Genomic DNA, 21581 nt, shown 5'->3' with positions numbered 1-21581 from the left:
TGAATTGTTCTAATTATTCACCCTGTGAGGGTTGAGGTTGCCAAACCGAACGTAGTCCGTCAAGCGCAGTAGGGTGTTTAATGCCCTCAAACTGCTGAGATAATTGCCCCAAAAGGCCAGAAAGTCCTGAAATTTCCCGGATGCCGGTTAATGCCCGGCCCAGAAAACCGAACTCCTCTTCAGGATTGTGGGGCTTCCAGTCCCGCAACGGCAGGTCGGTTGCGACCTTGTGCTCCGTGTTCAGCCAGTCTCTCGCCTCTTCCTGAGCGCCGATGGCATCCACAAGTCTGGCTTCGACGGCCTGGCGACCTGAAAAGATCCGGCCATCCGCGAGAGCCAGCGCCGTGTCCCGGTCAAACGGACGTCGTTCAGCCACCAGGTCTACAAACCAGTCATATGTATCAAGGATGACAGAGCGGACCATTTCACGGGCTTCATCGGTTGTGGGCGTCAGTGGATCAGGCTCGGCTTTGAGCGGAGAACTCTTGATCTCTTCAAAGGAGATGCCGACGGTATTCAGCAGTTTTGATGCATCTGGTGACTGGAAGATAACGCCAATGGACCCGGTAATGGTGGTGCGGCGTGCCAGGATGTGATCTGACGCAAGGGCAACCATATATCCGGCGGATGCCGCGACCGTGCTCATGGTGGCTACCATGGGTTTTTTCTCGGCAATGCGGCGCAGCGCTTCATACAGGGCTTCTCCGCCAGCGGTGGAGCCGCCGGGAGAATCAATGCTGACAATGACCGCCTTGATCTTCTTGTCCTTCTCGATCTGCTTCAGCATGGCCAGCTGGTTCGGATCTTCCGAGATGAAGCCGTGAATAGAGACACGGGCCACATGATCCCCGCCAAACTGATCAAGAATGCTGCTGGCAGCGACCACGATCAGGCCTGCCACGAGTGCGAAGGCAATCACCCGCCAGACGGTCAGTTTGCGTCTGAGACGCCTGCGGTCAAGAACAGCGTCAAGATCAAGGGACATAAGTTCACTCACGTGTCAGGAAAAACAGGTGTCCCGGATATACGCAATCAGGAGCAGCAAGACAAGGATCGTCGATGCTCACTCCATCTTTAGATAAGGAAGTCTTGCACGCAACAAAAAACCCGGAGCTATTGCCCCGGGTTCCGATTTTGTTTTGAAAAGCGTTCGGCTTATTCGTCGTCTTCGCGGGCCTTGAGGGCAGCGCCGAGAATGTCGCCGAGAGATGCGCCGGAGTCGGAAGAGCCGAACTGTGCGACTGCTTCTTTCTCTTCTGCGATCTCCAGAGCTTTGATCGACACGGAAACCTTGCGGCTGCGCTTGTCGAACTGGGTGACGCGTGCATCGATTTTGTCGCCAACGGCAAAACGCTCAGGACGCTGTTCGGAGCGATCGCGGCTGAGGTCTGCACGACGCAGGTAAGCTGTAACGTCTGTGTCAGCGATCTTGACTTCAAGACCACCATCCTGGACTTCAACAACTTCACAGGTAACAACTGCACCCTTGCGAACTTCTCCGCCAGATGCGGCAGATTCAAACGGATCGCCTTCAAGCTGCTTGATGCCGAGGGAGATACGCTCTTTATCGATATCCACGTCAAGAACGATGGCTTTGACCATGTCGCCCTTGTTGAACTCGTCGATGACCTGCTCGCCCGGGCGGTTCCAGTCCAGATCGGACAGGTGAACCATGCCGTCAACATCGCCTTCAAGGCCGATGAACAGACCGAACTCGGTCTTGTTCTTGACTTCACCTTCAACGGTTGCACCGATCGGGTGGTTAGCAGCAAAGGCATCCCACGGATTGTCGAGGGTCTGCTTGAGGCCGAGAGAGATACGACGCTTGACCGGATCCACTTCGAGAACCATGACTTCCACTTCCTGGCTGGTGGAAACCACCTTGCCCGGATGGACGTTTTTCTTGGTCCAGGACATTTCGGAAACGTGGATAAGGCCTTCGATGCCTGGCTCCAGCTCGACGAACGCACCGTAGTCGGTGATGTTCGTAACACGACCGGAGAATTTGGCTTCGAGCGGGTATTTCGCTTCGATACCTTCCCACGGATCGCTTTCCAGCTGCTTCATGCCGAGGCTGATGCGGTGTGTCTCGTGGTTGACGCGGATGATCTGAACCTTGACCGTCTGGCCGATGGTCAGAACTTCGCTCGGATGGTTGATGCGACGCCATGCAATGTCGGTGACGTGCAGCAGACCGTCAATGCCGCCGAGATCAACGAACGCACCGTAATCGGTGATGTTCTTGACAACGCCTTCAACGACCTGACCTTCTTCGAGGTTCTGGACGATTTCAGAGCGCTGCTCGGCACGGGTCTCTTCGAGAACCACGCGACGGGAAACCACGATGTTGCCGCGACGCTTGTCCATTTTCAGGATCTGGAACGGCTGCGGGTTGTTCATCAGCGGGGTTACGTCGCGAACCGGACGAATATCCACCTGGCTGCGTGGCAGGAAGGCCACTGCGCCATCCAGATCGACGGTGAAGCCGCCTTTGACCTGGTTGAAGATAACGCCCTGGGTTTTTTCGCCGGCTTCGAAAGCCTTCTCAAGGCGAACCCAGCTTTCCTCACGACGGGCTTTGTCGCGGGAGAGGATAGCTTCACCGAGGGCGTTTTCGACGCGGTCGAGGTAAACTTCAACTTCGGTTCCGACAACCAGCTCGCCATTCTTGGCGGCTGCGCCGAATTCTTTCAGCGGAACGCGGCCTTCAACTTTCAGACCAACGTCAATGATCGCCTGGTCTTTCTCGATTGCAATAACCGTACCGTTGACGACCTGGCCTTCCATCAGTTCCGTTTTCTGGAACGATTCTTCGAGAAGGGCCTCAAATTCCTCCATGGAGGGTGCTGCGTAGCTCATAAATGCTCCTGATGACCTTTCGGTCCTGGCGCCGGGTTTGAATTGTCCGACCGCATGGTTCCGCTTTCCCAACAAGGAAACCCGTCCCGAAAGACGAGAGGCGCCGTAGCGGATGCAATGCGGCATGATTAGGCTTGTTCAAGAGTGCTGAAAGGCCGGATGGGCTGGCTGGATCTGATGGCCTGTCAGGCCAATTGGCCATTTCGGGACCGTTCAATGATATCCACAGCTTCCTTGAACGCTGTTTCTATATCCAAATCGCTCGTATCAAGCAAGTAGGCATCTTCAGCAGGTTTCAACGGAGCGACACTTCTGTTCATGTCCCGCTCGTCGCGCTGGACGATGTCGGCCAGAATATCAGCAAAGCGTACATCCTTGCCTTTGGCGATGGTTTCATCCGTTCGGCGCTTGGCGCGGACCTCAGCGCTGGCTGTCACATAAAGCTTCACATCGGCATCCGGGCAGACAACTGTGCCAATATCGCGCCCATCAAGAACCGCTCCGCCCGGGCGCTTTGCAAAATCACGCTGTGCTTCAACAAGAGCAGTGCGCACCTGAGGCATCACAGCCACACGGGACGCGGCTTCACCGATATGATGGGCAGACAGAATGCTGCCATCCAGCTGTCCCAGGTCGAGTTCGGATGCGGTTCGGGCTGCAGTAGCTTCATCATCAAGAGGCAGACCCGCTTCAAGCAGTGCATGGGCAACGGCCCGAAAGGTCAGGCCCGTATCCAGATGAGCCAGACTGAAATGAGCCGCAAGCCGTCTGGCCAGGGTTCCCTTGCCTGACGCCGCAGGCCCGTCAATTGCGATGATCATATGTGTTGCCCTAACGCGTTATTGCCATGGCGGTAGCGCCGCCCAAAAGACATCCCCCACCTGCATAACCGATATAGCGCTGGGTCGATGGTGATTGGATAGCTCGACTAATCCTGACCGCCATCAGCAGGTAGAGTGACAGGATGATCAAAACGATTGCTGACGACGTGGCGCTCAACATCAGGATCTGTACCAAAGCGTCATAGGTCGGGTCCATAAACTGTGGGAGGAAAGCCACATAGAACAGAATGGCTTTTGGATTGAGAATCCCTGTCAGAAACCCGGTTTGAAAACCTTGCTTGCCTGTTGTTCTGGTGATGGTTGTCTGCGTTGCTTTACGTGCTACCCGTATCTGCTGGATGCCGAGGTAAATCATATAGAGAATCCCGGCCCATTTGAGCGCCTGGAAAAGCTCGGCTGATGCAGCCAGAATCGTTCCAACGCCAAGGAAAGCGAGTGAAATGATCGCCAATCCTCCGAGTATATCTCCCAATATGCAGAAGGCGGCTGTCTTCGGGCCATGGCTCAATGTGAGCCCGAGAACCATAAGAACGCTTGGCCCGGGAATAGCTGAAATTACAGTATAGGTTACAGCAAACGCGAGCCATAGCTCGAGATTCATTGCGTCGCGCCCTCGCTGAACTCTGCACCCAGACGTTCCATGGTTGGTTTAAAACTCGGGAAGCTGGTTGCGATGATTGCTGCATCGTCGACTGTGACCGGTTCCTTCGAAGCGAGGCCCATGGTGAGGAAGCTCATGGCGATCCGGTGGTCAAGATGGGTTTCAACGGTGCCGCCGCCTGCAGGAGGATGGCCGGTTCCACGGACGACCAGGCTGGCTGGCCCTTCTTCATGATCAACGCCATTTACGGCGAGCCCGGCAGCAACCGCAGACAGGCGGTCAGATTCTTTCACCCGCAATTCCTCAAGACCGTCCATCCGCGTCTCGCCCTCGGCAAAGGCTGCGGCAATTGCGAGGACCGGATATTCATCAATCATTGAGGGCGCGCGGTCTGCGGGGACGGTGACACCTTTCAAGTCGCTCGACTTGACGCGGATATCGCCGACGGTTTCACCGCCTTCCAGGCGCTCGTTCTCGATGCGGATATCACCGCCCATTTCGATCAGAGTGTCGATTAGACCGGTGCGGGTCGGGTTGAGCAGAAGATTCTCAATTACGATTTCGGAGCCCGGAACAATAAGAGCAGCGACCAGAGCAAAGGCAGCCGAGCTCGGGTCCCCGGGAACCGCAATCGAGCAGGCTTTCAGGGTCGGATGCCCCTGAAGGGAAATCGTGCGCACGCCGTCCTGATCTGTTTCCACTGATAGATCAGCCCCAAAGCCCTGCAGCATTTTTTCCGTGTGATCGCGTGTCATGACCGGTTCAATGACAGACGTGATGCCTGGGGCGTGCAACCCGGCCAGGAGCACGGCAGATTTTACCTGGGCCGAAGCTACGGGTACCCGATAGGTGATGGGGGCAAGTGTCTGCGGGCCCTGCAATGTGAGGGGCAGCCGATCTCCGCTGCGTCCCAGTACCTGAACGCCCATATCGCGCAAAGGATTGAGGACCCGGCCCATCGGGCGCTTTGAAAGAGAGGCATCTCCAACAAAGGTCGATGCAAAATCATAACCTGCCGCCAGTCCCATGACCAGGCGGACACCGGTGCCTGCATTGCCGAAGTCGATCACATTGTCCGGCTCGCTGAACCCGCCAACGCCGCAACCTGTCACAGACCAGCTGCCATCATCATTCCGTGTGATTGTCGCGCCATAGGCCCGCATGGCATCCGCGGTGCTCATGATGTCGCCTGATTCCAGCAGGCCCGTAATCCGTGTTTCACCCAGAGCCATTGCGCCGAACATCAGCGACCGATGGGACACGGATTTGTCTCCCGGAAGGTGGAAACGTCCTTGAAGACCACGGGATTGATGTGCGCGCATCGGTGACAGGGGGAGAGAATGTGTCATAGTCGGTTCATGCCGATTGTGTCTGAGCCATGGTGCCGGTAACGGCTGGCAGGTTGCGACAAAGCAGCTGCTCGTTAACACAAGTTTCAGTGAGCGTCATCGTTTCAAACCGCATTTTCACGAGAAACAGTCTAAAGAAGGAGCAATTCTTGTGCATTTGTCTTTGACATGTGGCCAATGCCTGTCATATGCAGTCGCAACTTTACTGAAAAATCGAGGGTAAGCCGTGGCCAAACCTGAACTTGGAACAAAGCGCACCTGTCTCAGCTGCAGCGCTAAATTCTACGACCTCCAGAAGTCGCCGATCTTCTGCCCGAAATGCGGCAGCGAGTTTGAAGTTGCCACTGCGGCAGTCAGCTCGGTTACTCCGGCAACTGCCTCTAAGGCAACTGAAAGCGATGATGATGAAGATGAGGACGACGCCAGTGGTCCGGAAATCATCTCTCTGGAAGAAGCTGATGCCGAGCAGGGTGCTGACGATGATGATGGGGAAGATATCCCTGATCTGGACGGCGAGGACGATGTCGAGGACATCGGCGATGAGGACGACGACACCTTCCTCGAAGATGACGATGATGATAATGTCCCGTTCATCCCGGAAGTCGGCGGCAAAGACGACGACGAAGGCTGATTGCCCGGCCTGAAACAGGCCCTGTGAAAAAGTCTCTTTTTTCGCTTGATCTTTCTCTGGCTGCGGCCTATACCGCAGCCATCCTCGGTGAGGGGCTATAGCTCAGTTGGGAGAGCGCTTGAATGGCATTCAAGAGGTCAGCGGTTCGATTCCGCTTAGCTCCACCATTTCTCTTAAAATCGAACCCTTGATGGTTTCCTGGGAGTGGTGCGGACTTCGTCCGTTGGGCTCCACCACTTTTTTATCTCACGACAATTCGCTTTGCTCATGTCTCCGATAGGACGCGCTAACAGCGCGGCGCACGCTTGTGCTTGCGAACCCGCTGGGTTCGATATGTCTCCGCGATGCTCCACCATTTTCCCTAAAATATCTTTGTTCGGCTGGTTCGCGTACCGTCAGACGTATTCTGCCAGTTCTTTCTGAGCTTTGAAGGCCTGAGCCCTGGGCAAGGCAGGTGTTACCAACCGATGCCCTGGTAGGTTACGCAATCAGGCTCGCGATGGAATAAGCGACTGACATCAACAATATGGTGATTGTCTGTTCTGCCACGCAGCTGGTCCGCCCAGTAATCGCTCTTGTGGACAGTCACGATGACATCGCAGTTCCGCAGCAGTTCATCGGTGCTCGAACACAGGAACTGTGTGAGGCGATAAAGGGTTGCTGCATCCTCTGGATAGTGAGGTTTCATAAGGACGGCCTGCTGATGCAGGGCTTCCAGTTTCGTGTACAACGGGTCTGCGACGTAAGCTTCATATCCCGCGTCCAGAAGCTGTTTTGCGAGTGCCGTTGATGGACTCTCCCTCAAATCGTCGGTGTCCGGTTTGAAAGTCAGCCCGCAAATTCCGATACGCTTGCGCTGTGTTTTTACAATCAGATCCAGAGCCTGACAGATCTGAGTTTCGTTGGAGCCGGGGAGGCTGTCGACAAGTGGCAAACCGACGCCATAGGCTCGACCCAGATGGGCCATAGCCCGTACTTCTTTCGGGAGGCAGGACCCACCATAGGCGAAACCCGGTTTCAGATACTGAGGAGAAATGTTCAGGACCTGATCCTGACAGAACTGATCCATTACCCTGTGACCGTCTATATCCAGGACATGGCACAGACGCCCTATCTCATTGCCGAAACAGACCTTGGCGGCATGCCAGACATTATCGGCATATTTCACCATTTCGGCTTCCTTCGGAGTGGCATGGATCGGATGCTGGTCAATGGGGGCTAAGAGGGTGGCCAGCATCCGACCAGCCCGATCATCGGATGCGCCGATGATCGTTTTGGGAGGACTGTTGAAATCCTCCACCGCGGTACTCTCTCTCAAGAATTCCGGATTGAAGCAGACACCGAAGTCCTGCCCTGCTGTCTTCCCGGACCAGCGCTCAACAATGGCCTGGAAAATACCTTCGGTCGTTCCTGGGGGGACAGAGCAGCGGAGTACCAGAAGGTGGTAGGTATCCTTTTCGGACAGAGCTCTGCCAATATCTTTTGCAACAGCTCTGATTGCGTCTGTGTTGCAGGAGCCATCATCGGCTGTTGGTGTATTGACTGAAACGAACGTGACATTCGACTTTGCAATTGCTTCACCCAGTGATGCTGTCGCTGACAGCCGGGCATCTGTAACCGCCTGCCTGAGCAGTTCGCCAACACCAGGTTCACTGACCGGTGAGATGCCTGCCGCCAACCGAACGCATAGTGTTGCATCCAGATCCACGCCAATGACGGAATACCCCAGATTGGCCATGCAGGCGGCTGAGACCGTGCCCACATATCCGAGACCAATAATGCTGATTGTCGTGTCAGCGGTGTCAGCCGATGTAAGTTTTTCCAGATGACTTTCGCAAGCACTGCTATTTGAAACAATATTCATTCGTTTGCTCCCAGGACTTAGAGATCCTGACAGCTACGTAACAAGATGCATGCCAGCTTGGCCTTTCTTTTAGAATCAATACTTTATCTAAAATCAGTGATCGGCTGTAAGAAGTGGTGATTGCAAGATGCAAAGGTGTTGATCCATCATGCAAAGAGTAAAATTTAAATATTTAATGATCTATTTTCTTTTGTTTTATCTATAAAAATTATGAAAATTGAAATGTGATCCCAGCATTTTTCATAAATAACTTCTAATAATTTGGAGTATTAAGGTATTATATGCTGCGTATCCCACGGTATCTCTTTGTAAGAGTATTTCTCATATTCACTATGGGGCTGCTTTCTTGTGCCGTGTTGGTTGCGCAGACCACATCGTTTCTTAAATCGGAAAAAGAAGAACTTCTCCTGCAGGCGGCGCGATCGCAAACGGACGCTTTGCTGGCGTTTCGCTCCTACTACACCACGCATGTGGTGGGGCGTCTGCAGCAGGACGACGTTGATGTTTCCTTTTCTCATGACTACCAGGATCAGACGCGCGCACTTCCTATTCCGGTCACCATGACCATGGATCTCGCAGAGCAATTGAATGGCCAGATGACGGGTTCCAGCTACAGTATTGTCAGTGACTTTCCGTTTGAGCACCGAAAAGAACGCCCGACAACGGCCTTCAGTAAAGCGGCGCTGGAGCAGTTGCAGGCAAATCCGGATAAACCGTTCTACCGCTTTTTCCATAAGGAAAATGGTGATGCGGTGCTTTGTTATGCTGTTCCGGTTATCATGGAGCAGGCCTGTGTGAGCTGCCATAATAACCATCCCCTGTCGACGAAAACTGATTGGAAAGCCGGGGATGTCCGGGGTGTGCAGCAGGTTGAAATTTCCTGGAGCGACAGCGAACCCGTACTCACGCGTTTGACACCCTTCCTGATGACGTATGCAGTAATCCTGGCAGTGCTTCTTGTATTTGTTGTTTTTCTCTCGGTAAAAAACCAACGCGTTGTGACTGCTCTTGAGGAGAAGGCAAAGGAAGAAAAGCAGCGCGTGGAGGATCTGGAACGTGTTACCGCTCAGCTGATTGAATCCGACAGACGCCTGATGAACGCGGTGGAAGCCCTGCCGGATGGTTTCGTTCTTTATGACGAGAATGACAGGCTTCTGCTCTGTAACGAGAAATACCGGGAAATCTACAAGTTAAGTTCAGGCTTGATCGCACCTGGTGTGCGATTTGAGGATATCATCCGCGAAGGTGTCGCCCGGGGGCAGTATCCTGAAGCAGCTTCGAATCCCGAGGCCTGGATTGCAGAGCGCCTATCACGTCATTTACACCCGCTTGACTACCCGATAGAGCAGCAACTGGCTGACGGGAGATGGCTGCGCATATTTGAGCGGCGGACCGACATGGGTGGCATTGTTGGGTTCAGGATCGATATCACAGAGCTGAAAGAGCGCGAATTTGCTCTTGCCGCAAAAGAGGGTCAGCTCAGGGCAACCATAGAATCGGCACTTGATCCAATCCTGATTATCAATCTCGACGGGATAGTCCTGGAATTTAATCCTGCTGCGACAAAGGTGTTTGGATACAGCAAGACAGAAGCTGTCGGGCAGTCCATGACTGACCTCATCATCCCGCATCGTTATCAGCAGGCCCATGAAGCCGGAATGCGTCGACTGAGAGAGGGCGGTGAGGGTAAGATCCTTGGCCAAAGACTGACGATCGAAGCGCAGACAAAAAGTGGTAATGAGATCACGGTCGAGCTCGCGGTGAATCTGGCTGACGGGTTCGATGGACCGGTTTTTGTCGGGTATCTGCGCGATATTACAGAGAGCCTTGCACAGCAGGAAGCGCTTAGTCTGGCAAAGGATCAAGCTGAACAGGCCAGCCGTGCCAAGGCTGCGTTCCTGGCTGTCATGAGTCATGAGATCAGAACGCCGCTGAACGGAGTTCTTGGCCTTCTCGGATTAATTGAGCAGCGCCCGGCAGCAGCCAAGGTCCATCAATACGCGCAAACTGCGCTGGACAGCGCCAATGCCTTGTCGACACTTCTGAACGATATCCTGGACTACTCAAAACTTGAGGCCGGGAAGGTTGCCGCAAACCGAACAGTTTTCTCACCCCGCACACTGGTTGACAGTACATTGGATCTTGTGCGCCCGCTGGCCAATGCGAAGGGGCTTGAACTGCGCATCAAGCAGGATGAGACTCTGCCTCGTTTCATTGAAGAAGATCAGATGCGACTGCGGCAGGTTCTGTTCAATCTGACCGGCAATGCCATCAAGTTTACCGATAAGGGACATGTAACGATCGAACTGGCACGGGATCGGGACCAGGAAGGGGAAGATTGTCTTGCCATTCATGTTGCGGATACGGGTATTGGAATCAGCCCGCACGATCTTGAGGGGTTATTCGAGCGATTCCGCACCCTCGATAATGCTCCCTCGCGTGTTCGCGGCGGCACAGGCCTCGGGTTGACGATCTCACGCGGGCTCGTTGATCTGCTCGGTGGAGAAATCCTGGTCGAAAGTGATGAGGGCGTCGGAAGTTGCTTTACGGTCCGTCTGCCTCTGAGGCCTGCCATTGGCCTGCAGGCTCCCGATGATAAGCTTGACGATTCTGGTCAGGGCGAGGCTGATTTTGCCGGAAAGAAAGTGCTCATCGCAGAAGATAATCCGACCAACAATCTGGTGATGACGGACATGCTGACTTCGCTGGGAATTCTGGTCACCTCAGTCACCAACGGAAAGGAAGCGCTTGAGCGCTTTTCAGGTGATGTGTTTGATCTGATTATTCTCGATATCGGTATGCCTGAGATGGATGGAGCAACAGCGGCGCGCAACATCCGCCAGATGGCGAACGGTGACAGGGTTCCGATGCTGGCCTATACGGCTTACACCCAGCAACATGAGATCAATGGTTTTCTTGCTTCGGGGTTTGACGATGTGCTCCTGAAACCGGCGCGTCGCAGTAGCGTGATGACTGCGTTGAGGCAACTGCTGACTGCCGGCAGAGGGCCAAACCATGCCGATCTGCACCAGCTCAGTTCCAACGAAGGGCCGGGCGGTTCGTCTGTTGTGGACAGAGATATTGCCATCGAATTGCTTGAAAGCGTGTCACGCCCGGTTCGGGCGAAACTGCAGGCAACCTGTCTGGCTGACATAGATGAAAACGGACAGGCAGTCGTTGAAGCGTCCAGAGAGAAAGACATAACCCTGATGCGTCGGCATCTGCATGTTATGAAGGGCGTTGCCTCCACTTTCGGACTGACCGCGCTGTATGCCTCTGCAGAGAAATTATCCAATCTGGCGAAGACAGAAGACCATGACGCTATTGCGGAGGTCATAGCTGACTTCACAACGTTATTGGCTCTAAGCCGGGATGCGCTGCTGACGGTGTTTGATCATGTCAACAGTAAACCAGAGACATCAAACTGAAAGACAGGAAGGAGCAGCACATGCCACCTCATAAGGATCATGTACGGGTCTTGATTGTCGAGGATACCCCCTCGCTGGCTACGTTGTACCAGAACCAGCTTCAAGTTGCTGGAATTGCCGGGGATATTGTTGAAACAGGTTCTGATGCCCTGGAGGCCCTTTGCAAGCAAACATATGATGTGATGCTGCTTGACCTGCAACTGCCGGATCAGGACGGTTGCTCGGTTCTGGCCTCAGCAGAGCGTGCCGGGGTCAGTGTCACCACTATCATGATTACCGCTCATGGCTCGGTCAATATTGCAGTGGAAGCGATGCGACATGGTGCATATGACTTTCTGATGAAACCCGTTTCTTCCGAACGCCTTGTGACCAGTGTGCGGAATGCGGTTGAGAGTAACCGGATCGTCAGCCAGAAGCCTGAACGCGGCCCAGTATCCGGGCAGGAAAACAACACGTTTGGATTTATCGGATCTTCTGCAGCGATGCAGGGTGTATATCGCATGGTTGAGAGTGTTGCGCGATCCCAGGCGCCTGTGTTCATTACCGGGGAAAGCGGGACGGGAAAGGAAATATGTGCCCAGTCCATTCACCAGGCTGGTCCTCGCAAGGATGGGCCGTTTATTGCCATTAACTGTGCAGCCATCCCGAAAGATCTGATTGAATCGGAGATTTTTGGACACAAGAAAGGCGCCTTCACGGGGGCGACAACTGATCGACTGGGCGCTGTGATGAGTGCATCTGGTGGAACGTTGTTTCTTGATGAAATCTGTGAGATGGACATCAACCTGCAGGCCAAGCTCCTGCGGTTTTTGCAGACCAATCAGATTCAGCGGGTAGGAGATGACAAAACTCAGACCGTTGATGTTCGTATTGTTTCCGCTACGAACAGGCGTCCGATTGAAGAAGTGGCCGAAGGCCGTTTTAGAGAAGATCTCTACTACCGACTTCATGTTCTGGCTATTTCTCTGCCACCTCTCAGAGACCGTGGACATGACATCCTCGAACTTGCCGAATATTTCCTGAAGCGGGTGTCTTCTGCGGAAGGAAAGGATTTATGCTCTTTTGAGGCCCAGGCGCAAAACTGGCTTTTGTCTCACAGATGGCCGGGGAACGTGCGTCAGTTGGAAAACCTCATTACTGGTGTTGCGGTCATGAATGATGGTGAAGCAGTGGCTGAAGCGATGTTGAGCGCAGCTGACCATACAGCTCCACCTTCACTGCCTGTCGAGTATGAGAGAGCGGCTTCTGCTCCCGTAAGTTCATTGCCCGGTGATTATCACGCAGCAGACAAGAGCTTGACCGTTAACATCGAGCGACCTTTGGCGGAGATTGAACGTGAAGTTATCGAAGCCGTGATTTCACGATGTGATGGCTCACTGCCTAAAGCAGCACATATACTTGGATTGAGTCCGTCAACACTGTATCGGAAACGCGAGCAATGGCTCAACACTGATCTGAGCGTGATCGGATAAACGGAGCTTCAGGACGCGGAAAGAGCCAGGCAGATTGCCCGGCTCTTTGGCATAAGTGTTATGCTGATTCAAAGTGCTGATAGTCAGCAATCCGCTGTTCCAGTCTCCCAAGGAGCGCTGCTGTTTCATCGGGGCAGGATGAACTGAGAATCTGGCCTCCTGCATTATGTTCAACCCTGAGATAGTTTGCGAGTGATGACAGGTGCATACCATCTTTGTGGCTGTTGCTGACTAACGCGAAGTTGGGTCGTTCAATCTTGTTTGCGATGAATTTGACTGCTTGAGTGAAGCCGCCGAACTTTGGCACAACATTTATACTTGTATAACCGGCAAGGGTTGCTTCCAGATCGGAATACGTCGTGTTGATGGCCCGACGCAAACGGTCCCTGTAGTGATAGATGCCATCATAATAAGAAAACAGGTGCCTCATCTGTCTGCTTGCCATGTGTCCGGCCAGGTTGAAGGATAAGGAAGCGCTATGGGGCGTAATCCAGCCGCCTTTTGGAGTCGGAGCGCGAGCGGCATGGATAAACCGATCAACAAAGCTTGTGAGTGTCTTTGGAAAGGTGGCGTCCTGCTGCCAGATTATATTGTCTTTGCGCCACAATTCAGAACCGCTTCCAGAGATGATTCCCGTAACGCCTTTCCGGATCGGTTCAGGCAGAACATGATAGACATGGTCATAGGACATGCCACTGAGCAGGAGAATGTGGTGCTTTTTCCCTGCATCGAGGAACTGTTGCACGAAGGCTCGTCGATCAGCATAGGTTTCTGATAAGACAACCCCATTGATGTTCATGAGCAGGACAGGTTTCATGACGTCTCTCCTTCAGCCCTGACGGTTTCTGTTCTGTCGATTTGGTTGGAGTGATTACCTGTCGCCATCTCGGGCTCAGGCTCTCTGCCATACACATCTTCAAGCCGGATTATGTCGTCTTCACCAAAATAAGTGCCGGTCTGTATCTCGATCAGGATGACAGGGCTGGTGGAGAAGTTTTCCAGGCGGTGCACAGCACCCAGTGGGATATGGACGTGCTCGCCTGGCCCGGCGGTTATGCGGGCATCGTCAATTGTCACGGTTGCTTGTCCGGATACAACGACCCAGTGTTCTGCCCTGTATCGATGTTTCTGAAGAGACAGCTGGCCACCAGGATTGACCTCAATGACCTTGACCTGATGGGCATCACCATTGTGCAGCGGGGCGAAACGCCCCCAGGGGCGTATCTCTCCAGGATGCTTGCAGACCTCGGGTCGTTCCTGACGTTTCAACTTCTGCACCATGGATTTCAGTTCAGAAGCTCTTGATTTCTCCGTGACAAGAATAGCATCAGGTGTGGCGACAACAATACAGTTGTCCATGCCGATAACAGAGGTCAGTGGGCCGGTTGTGTGGATATAGCTGTTCCGCGTCTCTTTGAGTGCAACATGGCCGAAAGTTCCATTCCCCGAGTGGTCCTGTCTGGAGGTCCGCCAAATGGCGTCCCAGTCACCGAGATCGTCCCACTCTGAGGGAAAGGCCATGACAGCGCACAGTCCGGTTTTTTCCATCAGATCATAGTCAATCGAGCGCTTTTCGATCTCATCAAACACATCCCGAGCCGGATAAATGGCATATCCGTCACTGTGCCCTCCTGTGAGAGCCCGCTCGACCCCGACGAGTGTTGACTGGCAATAATTGGCCATTTCCGCCAGAAAAGTGTCAATCGGGAAGAGGAACATGCCACTGTTCCAAAGATATGTTCCAGCAGCCAGATATTGTTCAGCCAGCGCTTTGTTTGGCTTTTCAACAAAATCCTCTACCAGATGAGCCTGATGCTCATACAGCTTCGCTCCTTGACGGATATAGCCATAGCCGGTTGCCGGTGATGTCGGCTTGACACCAAATGTGAGGAGCATGCCTGTGCGTTGGGCAACGACAATGGCCTGACTCAGAACGGTTCGGAAGGCTTCCTCATTGGTGATTTTGTGGTCACTCGGAAATACAGCAATAAGTGAGTTGTCCTGCCCATCTTCGGCAGCAGCCATGGCAGCCATCGTAATGGCTGCTGTCGTGTCACGACCGACCGGCTCCACGATCAGAGCGCCTGGTGTCAATCCCAGCTCATCGATCTGGCGTTGAACAACATGCTGATGGCGCTCGCCAACGACAATGATGGGCGCCCGAAAGGCTTCAAACTGAATACAGCGCAGCAGTGTCTGTTGAAATAATGACCTGTCACCATCAAGGCCGATGAACTGTTTTGGCAAATCTGGACGTGATGCCGGCCACAAACGGCTGCCATCACCGCCTGCGAGGATCACAGGTGTTACAGATGGAACCTGAGTTACAAGAGAGGGGCGTACTCTGGACATGTTGATCTCCCTGTTGGTGATCAACGTTGTCGCAAGCTGCGGGCCAACATCTTTCAGCATGAATTGGTTTTATTTAAGTATTTGATTATGTTTGTTTTTATTTTTACCTGAGCTTTTAAGATCTGCTGTCTGATATCCGATTTTGCAGAATGCAGGGCAAGAATATTCTCACCCTGCAGTATCTTTGCAAGTTGCAAAAGGATTCCCCTCAGAAAGGCTCAAATAACTGGCATGCAGTTTGCCACTCTATTGGTGAGAAAGTGACAGTTGACTGTCAGTCCACCTTTGGAGGTCGCATGAAAGTAACGCGCGAAAAACCTTGTCAGCGGCGTTATCACAGAGTTAGCGCACCGCTTAAAATCACCGCAGAGAGTGGAAGAACATGCACGGCAGCGGATTGGAGTCTTGGTGGAGTGCGCATTGTGTCCTGGACAGATGAACTTCCAGAGAATGATCAGATTTTACCACTGACATTGCATTTGCCGTTCCAGGGCTTTGACATTGCATTCGAGGTTGAGGCCCGTGTTGTTCATATCATCGATGAACAAAATTCCTTTGCTGCTGAGTTCTTGGAGTTGCCCGAACGGGCTCGGGACCTGATGACGCATTTCATTGATGATCTGATACGGGGGAAAATGGCGAGTGTGGAGGACACGATCTGCAGGATTGATGTCCCGGTAACGCCAATTTCAACGCAACCGGATGTCAATCAGCAAGAGGAAACAGGTTTAAGGCGCTGGCCGCTCAAGACAATCATCATGAGTGCGGCCTATATGGTCGTGGGGTTTTTTGTGTTCAGTTATGCCGCAGTGCTTCTCTATGCAACTGCGATGAAGCTTGAAGTGAAGACAGCCGTTGTATCTGCACCTCTCAGTACACTCAGAATGCCGGTTGACGGGCGGATTATCCCGGTCAGATACGAAGTTGGTCTCCACCTCAGAAAGGGTGACCTGATCGCTCGCATTTCGAGTCCGGTTATAGATGCGAGAATTGAGGATGCGCGGCTGCAGGTCCGTCAGGCCAGACATGCGTTATGGCAAGCGGAGCAAAAAGCCCGCATAGAAAAGGCCCGGATGAAGCTTTATCAGCTTGTGAGCGAGACAGACCTGGAGGTCTCTATCGCAAAGGTGAAAGCGCAAAGAAAAGTCCTGCAAGCTGCTGATACCCACTTTGCCCGCATGACAGAGCTCGCCACCAGCGGCTATGCCACCAAAACAGAGCTGGAGGATGCTGTTCTCCGTCAGGCCATGGCTGCGGCAGCTTTGAAACAAGCAGAGCTTGAGCACAGCCAGGCGATTGCCATGAAGACAATTTCGAAACGTCGTCACTACAATCATAAAGTATTTGTCGCTGATCTTGATCTGGTGGAGGTCGCAGTCAGTCAGGCTCGCTCAAAGCTGGAGATAGAGCTTGCGGAATTGTCCAACCTTGAGCGGCAGAAGGCGCAGACCGTCATCAAAGCACCCAATGATGGCTATGTGGTTGCTGTCTTTCAGCCTCCCGATACAGCTGTTGATCGGAACGCGCCCTTGCTCACAATCGAACAGACAAGCCAGCTATCTGTTACGGCCTTTTTAAGTCAGGATGAAGTTCTGGAAGTCGGCCTTCAGGACAAGGCATCCATTTATGTGCCGGCACTTGACCAGCTTGTTGAGGCGACGGTGAGCGCTGTTGATCGAAATGCAAGTGCGATTGATCCGAACGCACAGCACTACAGCTGGCAGGAGGCAGACAGGAGGTCTGCTGTTGTTTCCCTGAAGATTGACGCGAACACTATTGCTGCCCAACAGATGTCGGCAGGCCTTCCCGCCGTGGTGGTTTTCAATCGTCGTGCCACGAGCGAACTGCATGCGCGTATCGGAGCGCTATTTTCCGCACTAAGGGAGAGCAGCAATGGTCTCGGTATCTGAAACGAAAGTTGCTCTCGAGAACGTCAAATATCATACAATCAAATCCATTGACGACCCGACAGACTGGCGTGGGGGGCGGCACAAATGGACCTTCCTGGTCTGGTTGAAACTGTCTGTCTATTTTGCCTGCTGCCTGATTGGCGTTCTCACCGTTCCGAATGTGATCTGGGATATTGAAACGCGACAGATCACATTTGTGATCGGCGCGCTTGGTATCTGGCGATACGGCTGGTGGTTTACCCATGCAGTTCGCGCCTATATCTATGGAAAATTCGTCTATCCCAGGATGCGGCGCGAAGGCCAGAATATCTGGGAGAGCGGATGGCGGCCGCGCCATCTTCACTTCATGATGACGACCTATAAGGAACATCGAAAAATCACCGAAATGGTGGTGCGTTCAATTATCAGAGAAATTGCGGATTCCGGTGTTTCTGGAACAATCTGGCTCGGTTCTTCAGACCGATATGATGAAGATATCATCCAGAACTTCCTGGCGCGGGAAGCCGCAGGCCTCGATTTGACGCTGCGTATCATTCGGCAGAATGTGAGTGGCAAGCGGGCCGCCATCGGACTTGTTCTCCGGGCGATGAGCCGGTCGTCTGTGCAGGATGATGATCTGGTCATCTTCATGGATGGTGATTTTATTCTCGACAAGGGTGCGATCAGCCGGTGTATGCCGCTCTTTAAACTCTATCCTGACCTTCAGGCATGCACGACAGATGAAGAAGTTATCTGCATAGGGCCGCGCTGGGTTGAGAACTGGCTGAAGATGCGATTTTCGCAAAGACGACTGGCGATGCAGTCCCATGCCCTGTCACGTCGTGTTCTCACCCTGACCGGGCGCATGTCGGTTTTTCGAGCACGGCATCTCTTGCAGTATGAGTTTATCCGTCTGCTTGAAGCCGATCATCTGTCCCACTGGCTTTGGGGTGATTTCAGGTTCCTGTCAGGAGATGACAAAAGTACATGGTACTACATGCTGAAATCCGGTGCCCATATGCGATATGTGCCTGATGCCTTGGGTTATACGGTGGAAGTCATTGAAGGGTCCGGCCTGGATCGCATGGTTCAGAATTTTCGGCGCTGGTCGGGTAATATGCTGCGGAACGGGGCGAGAGCAATCGCACTTGGACCAAGGCGTATGCCTTTGTTTATCTGGTGGTGTCTGGTCGATCAGAGATTGTCGATGTGGACCATGCTCGTGAGCCCGGTTCTGGCGCTTTGTGCCACCTTCATCAAGGGTTTTGCCTACCTGTTGTCCTATATCCTGTTTATAGCGATCAGCAGGATGCTGCTTTCCCTTTTTCTGTTCGGATATTCAAGGCGTGTGATCATGCATTATCCCTGGATCCTGTATTTCAACCAGCTCATCAACGCCGCAGTGAAGGTCTATTGCATTTTCCGCCTGTCCAAGCAGCGCTGGTCCAATCGCGGAAATCAGAGCGCAGGCCTGGATGGTGGTTCGCTTCTTGAGGTTTACCGTGACAACATGGCCAACTGGTGCACATTTGTGTCGGTTGTCCTGCTTTTCATTGTGACGTTGCATTATTCCGGTCTGATACCAGTGCCATCCCAGGAAATCTTGAGATCAGTGGCTGGTTTCTGAGACAGCCCTGTTATGCGAACTGGAAAACGGCACCTTGCAAATTGCGAACATTGCGGAATGCAAATCTATCCGAGGGATAAAGATCAATAAAAACAGATAGTTGAAGTTGGCACGCCGTGTGCTTCGAGATGATTGATCATCAACTTGGAGCAGCAGTTGTGAAACATCACTATTCCAGAGGAAGATTGTTTGCCTTCAGTCTGGGCGCTGCATTTGCAGCGGGCCTGACGCCCTTTCTCTTCAACTTCGTCGTTGATCCTTACGGGATGAATAACCGGTTTGATCTTGATCTTGAAAAGTTCCGGGTCAGCGAACGGGCGCATTATCCCTTATGGAAAATGATCAACTTCCCTGAAGACGGAGCGGAAGTGGTCATCCTGGGTGACAGCCGTGCGCGTGCACTACGAGAGAAGATCTGGAAGGGGCTTGGCCACGACGCCTTTAACTTTGCCTATGGCGGGGCGACGATTTCTGAAATCTACGACACATTCCTGCATGTGAAGAGCAGCCCCAAGCTCAAGACTCTTGTTGTCGGACTCCCTCTCCGCAGTTTTGACCCTGACCATCGCGGCGGAATGAACAGGGTTCCGGAAGCAATCAGACTCGCACAGGATCCGATCAGCTATTACAGCAGCTGGTTTGTTGCAAAGATGAGCTTACGGAATCTCCAGCATCGTTACCCTGGTTTTTTTAGAAAACTCGAACGCCTCACTCCGGAATGGGTCGGGACTGCAAAGGCTGCAGAAGACAAGCAACCTGATGATTTCAACCTTTCGGATCTGGTAGGACGCGGGTATTGCCGAGATTGCGTGCTGCCAACTGGCAAAAAAGCTGACCCGCACCCAGGACTTGCCCGTCAGATCAACCTCGGACTTGGTCGAGGATATGGTCATTGGGGACATTTGTGGAGCAGTGTTGCGCTGAATCGTGACCTTCCGGGGAAGTTCGAACGTCAGGTCAGGAAGAATGGTGCAAATGACTGGGAGGGCTTCCGGTTCTCCGAAGAGCTCTGGGAAAAGATTGAAACCATTGCCAGCTGGAGCCGTGAAAATAATGTTCAGCTTGTCTTTGTCATCCCGCCCACAATTGTCGAGATGCAGCAGCGCATGGCTGGCTTCGGTTTTACGGATCTGAACCACCGTTTCCGGGTGAAGCTTTCGGAACTCGCGCCGGTATTTGACTTCGATTTTGACAGCAAATTCACCCGTGACCTTTCCCGGTTCACAGATGCTTATCACTTCAGAGGCAAGTCCGCGCATGCAATTGTCGGCGAAATTTCGCTTTTGATTTCAGATAACAAGAGGATCCGGCAACGCGCGCAACGAAAGCGCAGTGACATCATCTGTCCTGTCAGCCCGGCTGATACCAGCGACACATTCTCAGACGGTACAGCGACTGTTGTTGAGGGACAATCCTGCAGAATATGGACGTGGAACCATGGGTAAGGGCAAGAAGACCATTATCATTGTCAGCGTGCTGGCAGCAGGCATGGCGGCGTCTGCAGTCCTCTATCATGGACCGGGTTCGCAGATGGCAGCGAAAGACCCGCCGATTGATCCTCAGATCGTGGAAGCAGTCCGACAGGCCCGTAGTCTGCAAAAGGCCGGAAAGGTCTCTGAAGCTTTTATCGAGCTGGAGCGTCTTTCCGCTCTCGGCCATCCGACAGCGATGTTCTACCTCGCCAAAGCTTACATGAGTGGCTGGGGTGTGGAACCGGATCTGGAAGAGGCGCGGGAATTGCTCCTTGATGCCGTGCAGTACACGTTCGACCTGCGCGGTGAAAGTGCCTATAAACTCGGGCGCCTTTATGAGCAGTCAACGGGGGAGAACTGCCAGACTGTTGCCGTTGCCTGGTTTATGAAGGCGCTGAAATGGAACTATCCGAAAGCGCACCGCCAACTTGCCATTCATTACGAGCAGGGTATCGGTGTTGAAAAGAACATTGACCTGGCTCTCGAACATTATGAACTGGCGGCTGAAGCCGGGTTTGAAACCGTGTCACTGCGTGTTGCACGTCTTTACGCGGCAGGGCGATCTGGTCTGGATGTCGATGCGGCCAGAGCGCAGGCTCTGGCTGAACGGGCTATTCTTGCTTACGAAGTGAAGGCGGCAAACGGCTCCGGGACAGCGGCAAAGGTTATCGGTCGGCTTTATCGTGACGGTGAATTCGTCCGACAAAGTGATGCCAAGGCAATGTACTGGTTTCGCCGATCCAGCCTTCTCGGTGATCCGGGCGGCATGCATGAATTTGCACTTCTTGCAACAACGGTAATGGCGCAGGACAAGCAAATCCTGGAAGAAGCCCTGGACTGGCTAAAGAAGGCAGCGATGCTCAATCACGGTGGAGCGATGACAGCTCTCGGCCGCCTGCATCTCCATGAGAAGTTCGGTCTTCAGCGTGAAGGAGCGATCCCCTGGTTCGAGAAAGGCGTGAAAGCCAGCCATGGCGGTTCCATGGAGGAGCTTGCACGCCTGAAAGCTCGTGGTGAGCTCGTCCCGAAAGACCTGCGAGGTGCCCTCGCTCTTGCGCAACAGGGTGCTGATCTTGGCCATCGTGGCGCCAGGAAGCTGCTGAAGGACCTGCGCTCCGGTGAGATGACCGCAGTCGATGAGAAACCCAGAAAAACGAGCTAGAGCATTTCGTGTGAAAACGGAGTCACTTCAAGT

The 21581-nt window shown here is 53.3% G+C and carries 15 protein-coding genes and 1 tRNA gene; 8 read left to right on the top strand and 8 right to left on the bottom strand.

Going from position 1 to position 21581, the window contains the following annotated elements:
* Window positions 1-13: 13 nt before the first annotated feature.
* From sppA to aroA, 5 genes are all read right to left on the bottom strand, one after another.
* Window positions 14-985 carry a signal peptide peptidase SppA gene (sppA, locus tag RA157_RS04775; protein ID WP_350335334.1) on the bottom strand — a complete coding sequence of 324 codons (972 nt, stop codon included), beginning with the start codon at window positions 983-985 and terminating at the stop codon, window positions 14-16.
* A 170-nt stretch (window positions 986-1155) separates the two neighbouring features.
* Window positions 1156-2859 (bottom strand): 30S ribosomal protein S1, encoded by a 1704-nt coding sequence (gene rpsA / locus RA157_RS04770; protein ID WP_350335333.1) that lies wholly within the window; start codon window positions 2857-2859, stop codon window positions 1156-1158.
* Window positions 2860-3044: 185 nt separating this feature from the next.
* Window positions 3045-3680, bottom strand: a complete 636-nt coding sequence (gene cmk, locus RA157_RS04765) for a (d)CMP kinase (RefSeq protein ID WP_350335332.1) — start codon at window positions 3678-3680, stop codon at window positions 3045-3047.
* A gap of 10 nt (window positions 3681-3690) precedes the next feature.
* The gene (locus RA157_RS04760; RefSeq protein WP_350335331.1) at window positions 3691-4302 is read right to left on the bottom strand and encodes a LysE family translocator; all 612 of its coding nucleotides are present in this window, start codon (window positions 4300-4302) and stop codon (window positions 3691-3693) included.
* A complete protein-coding gene (gene aroA / locus RA157_RS04755; protein WP_350335330.1) occupies window positions 4299-5651 on the bottom strand; it encodes a 3-phosphoshikimate 1-carboxyvinyltransferase in 1353 nt (450 codons plus the stop codon). Before aroA ends, RA157_RS04760 begins: the two co-directional genes overlap by 4 nt.
* A 226-nt stretch (window positions 5652-5877) precedes the next feature.
* Between aroA and RA157_RS04750 the strand changes: the two genes are divergently transcribed.
* Together RA157_RS04750 and RA157_RS04745 are read left to right on the top strand one after the other, a co-directional pair.
* Entirely contained in the window at window positions 5878-6282 is a 405-nt protein-coding gene (locus tag RA157_RS04750; protein ID WP_350335329.1) for a TIGR02300 family protein, read from the top strand.
* Window positions 6283-6373: 91 nt separating this feature from the next.
* Window positions 6374-6449 (top strand) — tRNA-Ala (locus RA157_RS04745).
* A gap of 290 nt (window positions 6450-6739) precedes the next feature.
* Here the strand turns inward: RA157_RS04745 and RA157_RS04740 are convergent.
* On the bottom strand, window positions 6740-8146 hold the full coding sequence (locus RA157_RS04740; protein ID WP_350335328.1) for a nucleotide sugar dehydrogenase: 1407 nt from the start codon (window positions 8144-8146) through the stop codon (window positions 6740-6742).
* Window positions 8147-8478: 332 nt separating this feature from the next.
* Between RA157_RS04740 and RA157_RS04735 the strand changes: the two genes are divergently transcribed.
* Window positions 8479-11574: a PAS domain S-box protein gene (locus RA157_RS04735; RefSeq protein ID WP_350335327.1), complete on the top strand. Its 3096-nt coding sequence runs from the start codon at window positions 8479-8481 to the stop codon at window positions 11572-11574.
* Between the two features lie 20 nt (window positions 11575-11594).
* Window positions 11595-13046: a sigma-54-dependent transcriptional regulator gene (locus RA157_RS04730; protein WP_350335326.1), complete on the top strand. Its 1452-nt coding sequence runs from the start codon at window positions 11595-11597 to the stop codon at window positions 13044-13046.
* 58 nt (window positions 13047-13104) lie between these two features.
* Here RA157_RS04730 and RA157_RS04725 read toward each other — a convergent pair whose 3' ends face one another.
* Both RA157_RS04725 and RA157_RS04720 read right to left on the bottom strand, forming a co-directional pair.
* The gene (locus RA157_RS04725) at window positions 13105-13863 is read right to left on the bottom strand and encodes a hypothetical protein (protein ID WP_350335325.1); all 759 of its coding nucleotides are present in this window, start codon (window positions 13861-13863) and stop codon (window positions 13105-13107) included.
* Window positions 13860-15398 carry a mannose-1-phosphate guanylyltransferase/mannose-6-phosphate isomerase gene (locus tag RA157_RS04720; protein ID WP_350335324.1) on the bottom strand — a complete coding sequence of 513 codons (1539 nt, stop codon included), beginning with the start codon at window positions 15396-15398 and terminating at the stop codon, window positions 13860-13862. Before RA157_RS04720 ends, RA157_RS04725 begins: the two co-directional genes overlap by 4 nt.
* A gap of 149 nt (window positions 15399-15547) precedes the next feature.
* On the opposite strand from RA157_RS04720, the gene RA157_RS04715 reads away from it, so the two are divergent.
* From RA157_RS04715 to RA157_RS04700, 4 genes are all read left to right on the top strand, one after another.
* Window positions 15548-17308 carry a PilZ domain-containing protein gene (locus tag RA157_RS04715; RefSeq protein ID WP_350335323.1) on the top strand — a complete coding sequence of 587 codons (1761 nt, stop codon included), beginning with the start codon at window positions 15548-15550 and terminating at the stop codon, window positions 17306-17308.
* A complete protein-coding gene (locus tag RA157_RS04710; RefSeq protein ID WP_350335322.1) occupies window positions 17292-18914 on the top strand; it encodes a glycosyltransferase in 1623 nt (540 codons plus the stop codon). The genes RA157_RS04715 and RA157_RS04710 overlap by 17 nt, the downstream gene beginning before the upstream one ends.
* 185 nt (window positions 18915-19099) lie before the next feature.
* Window positions 19100-20359 (top strand): hypothetical protein, encoded by a 1260-nt coding sequence (locus RA157_RS04705; RefSeq protein WP_350335321.1) that lies wholly within the window; start codon window positions 19100-19102, stop codon window positions 20357-20359.
* Window positions 20352-21548: a tetratricopeptide repeat protein gene (locus RA157_RS04700; RefSeq protein ID WP_350335320.1), complete on the top strand. Its 1197-nt coding sequence runs from the start codon at window positions 20352-20354 to the stop codon at window positions 21546-21548. Before RA157_RS04705 ends, RA157_RS04700 begins: the two co-directional genes overlap by 8 nt.
* The last annotated feature ends 33 nt before the right edge of the window (window positions 21549-21581 follow it).

This window comes from Coralliovum pocilloporae (assembly GCF_030845175.1).
GTDB lineage: Bacteria > Pseudomonadota > Alphaproteobacteria > Rhizobiales > Cohaesibacteraceae > Coralliovum > Coralliovum pocilloporae.
Note: the sequence above shows the minus strand (reverse complement) of the source record. Positions and strands in the feature narration are given on the sequence as shown.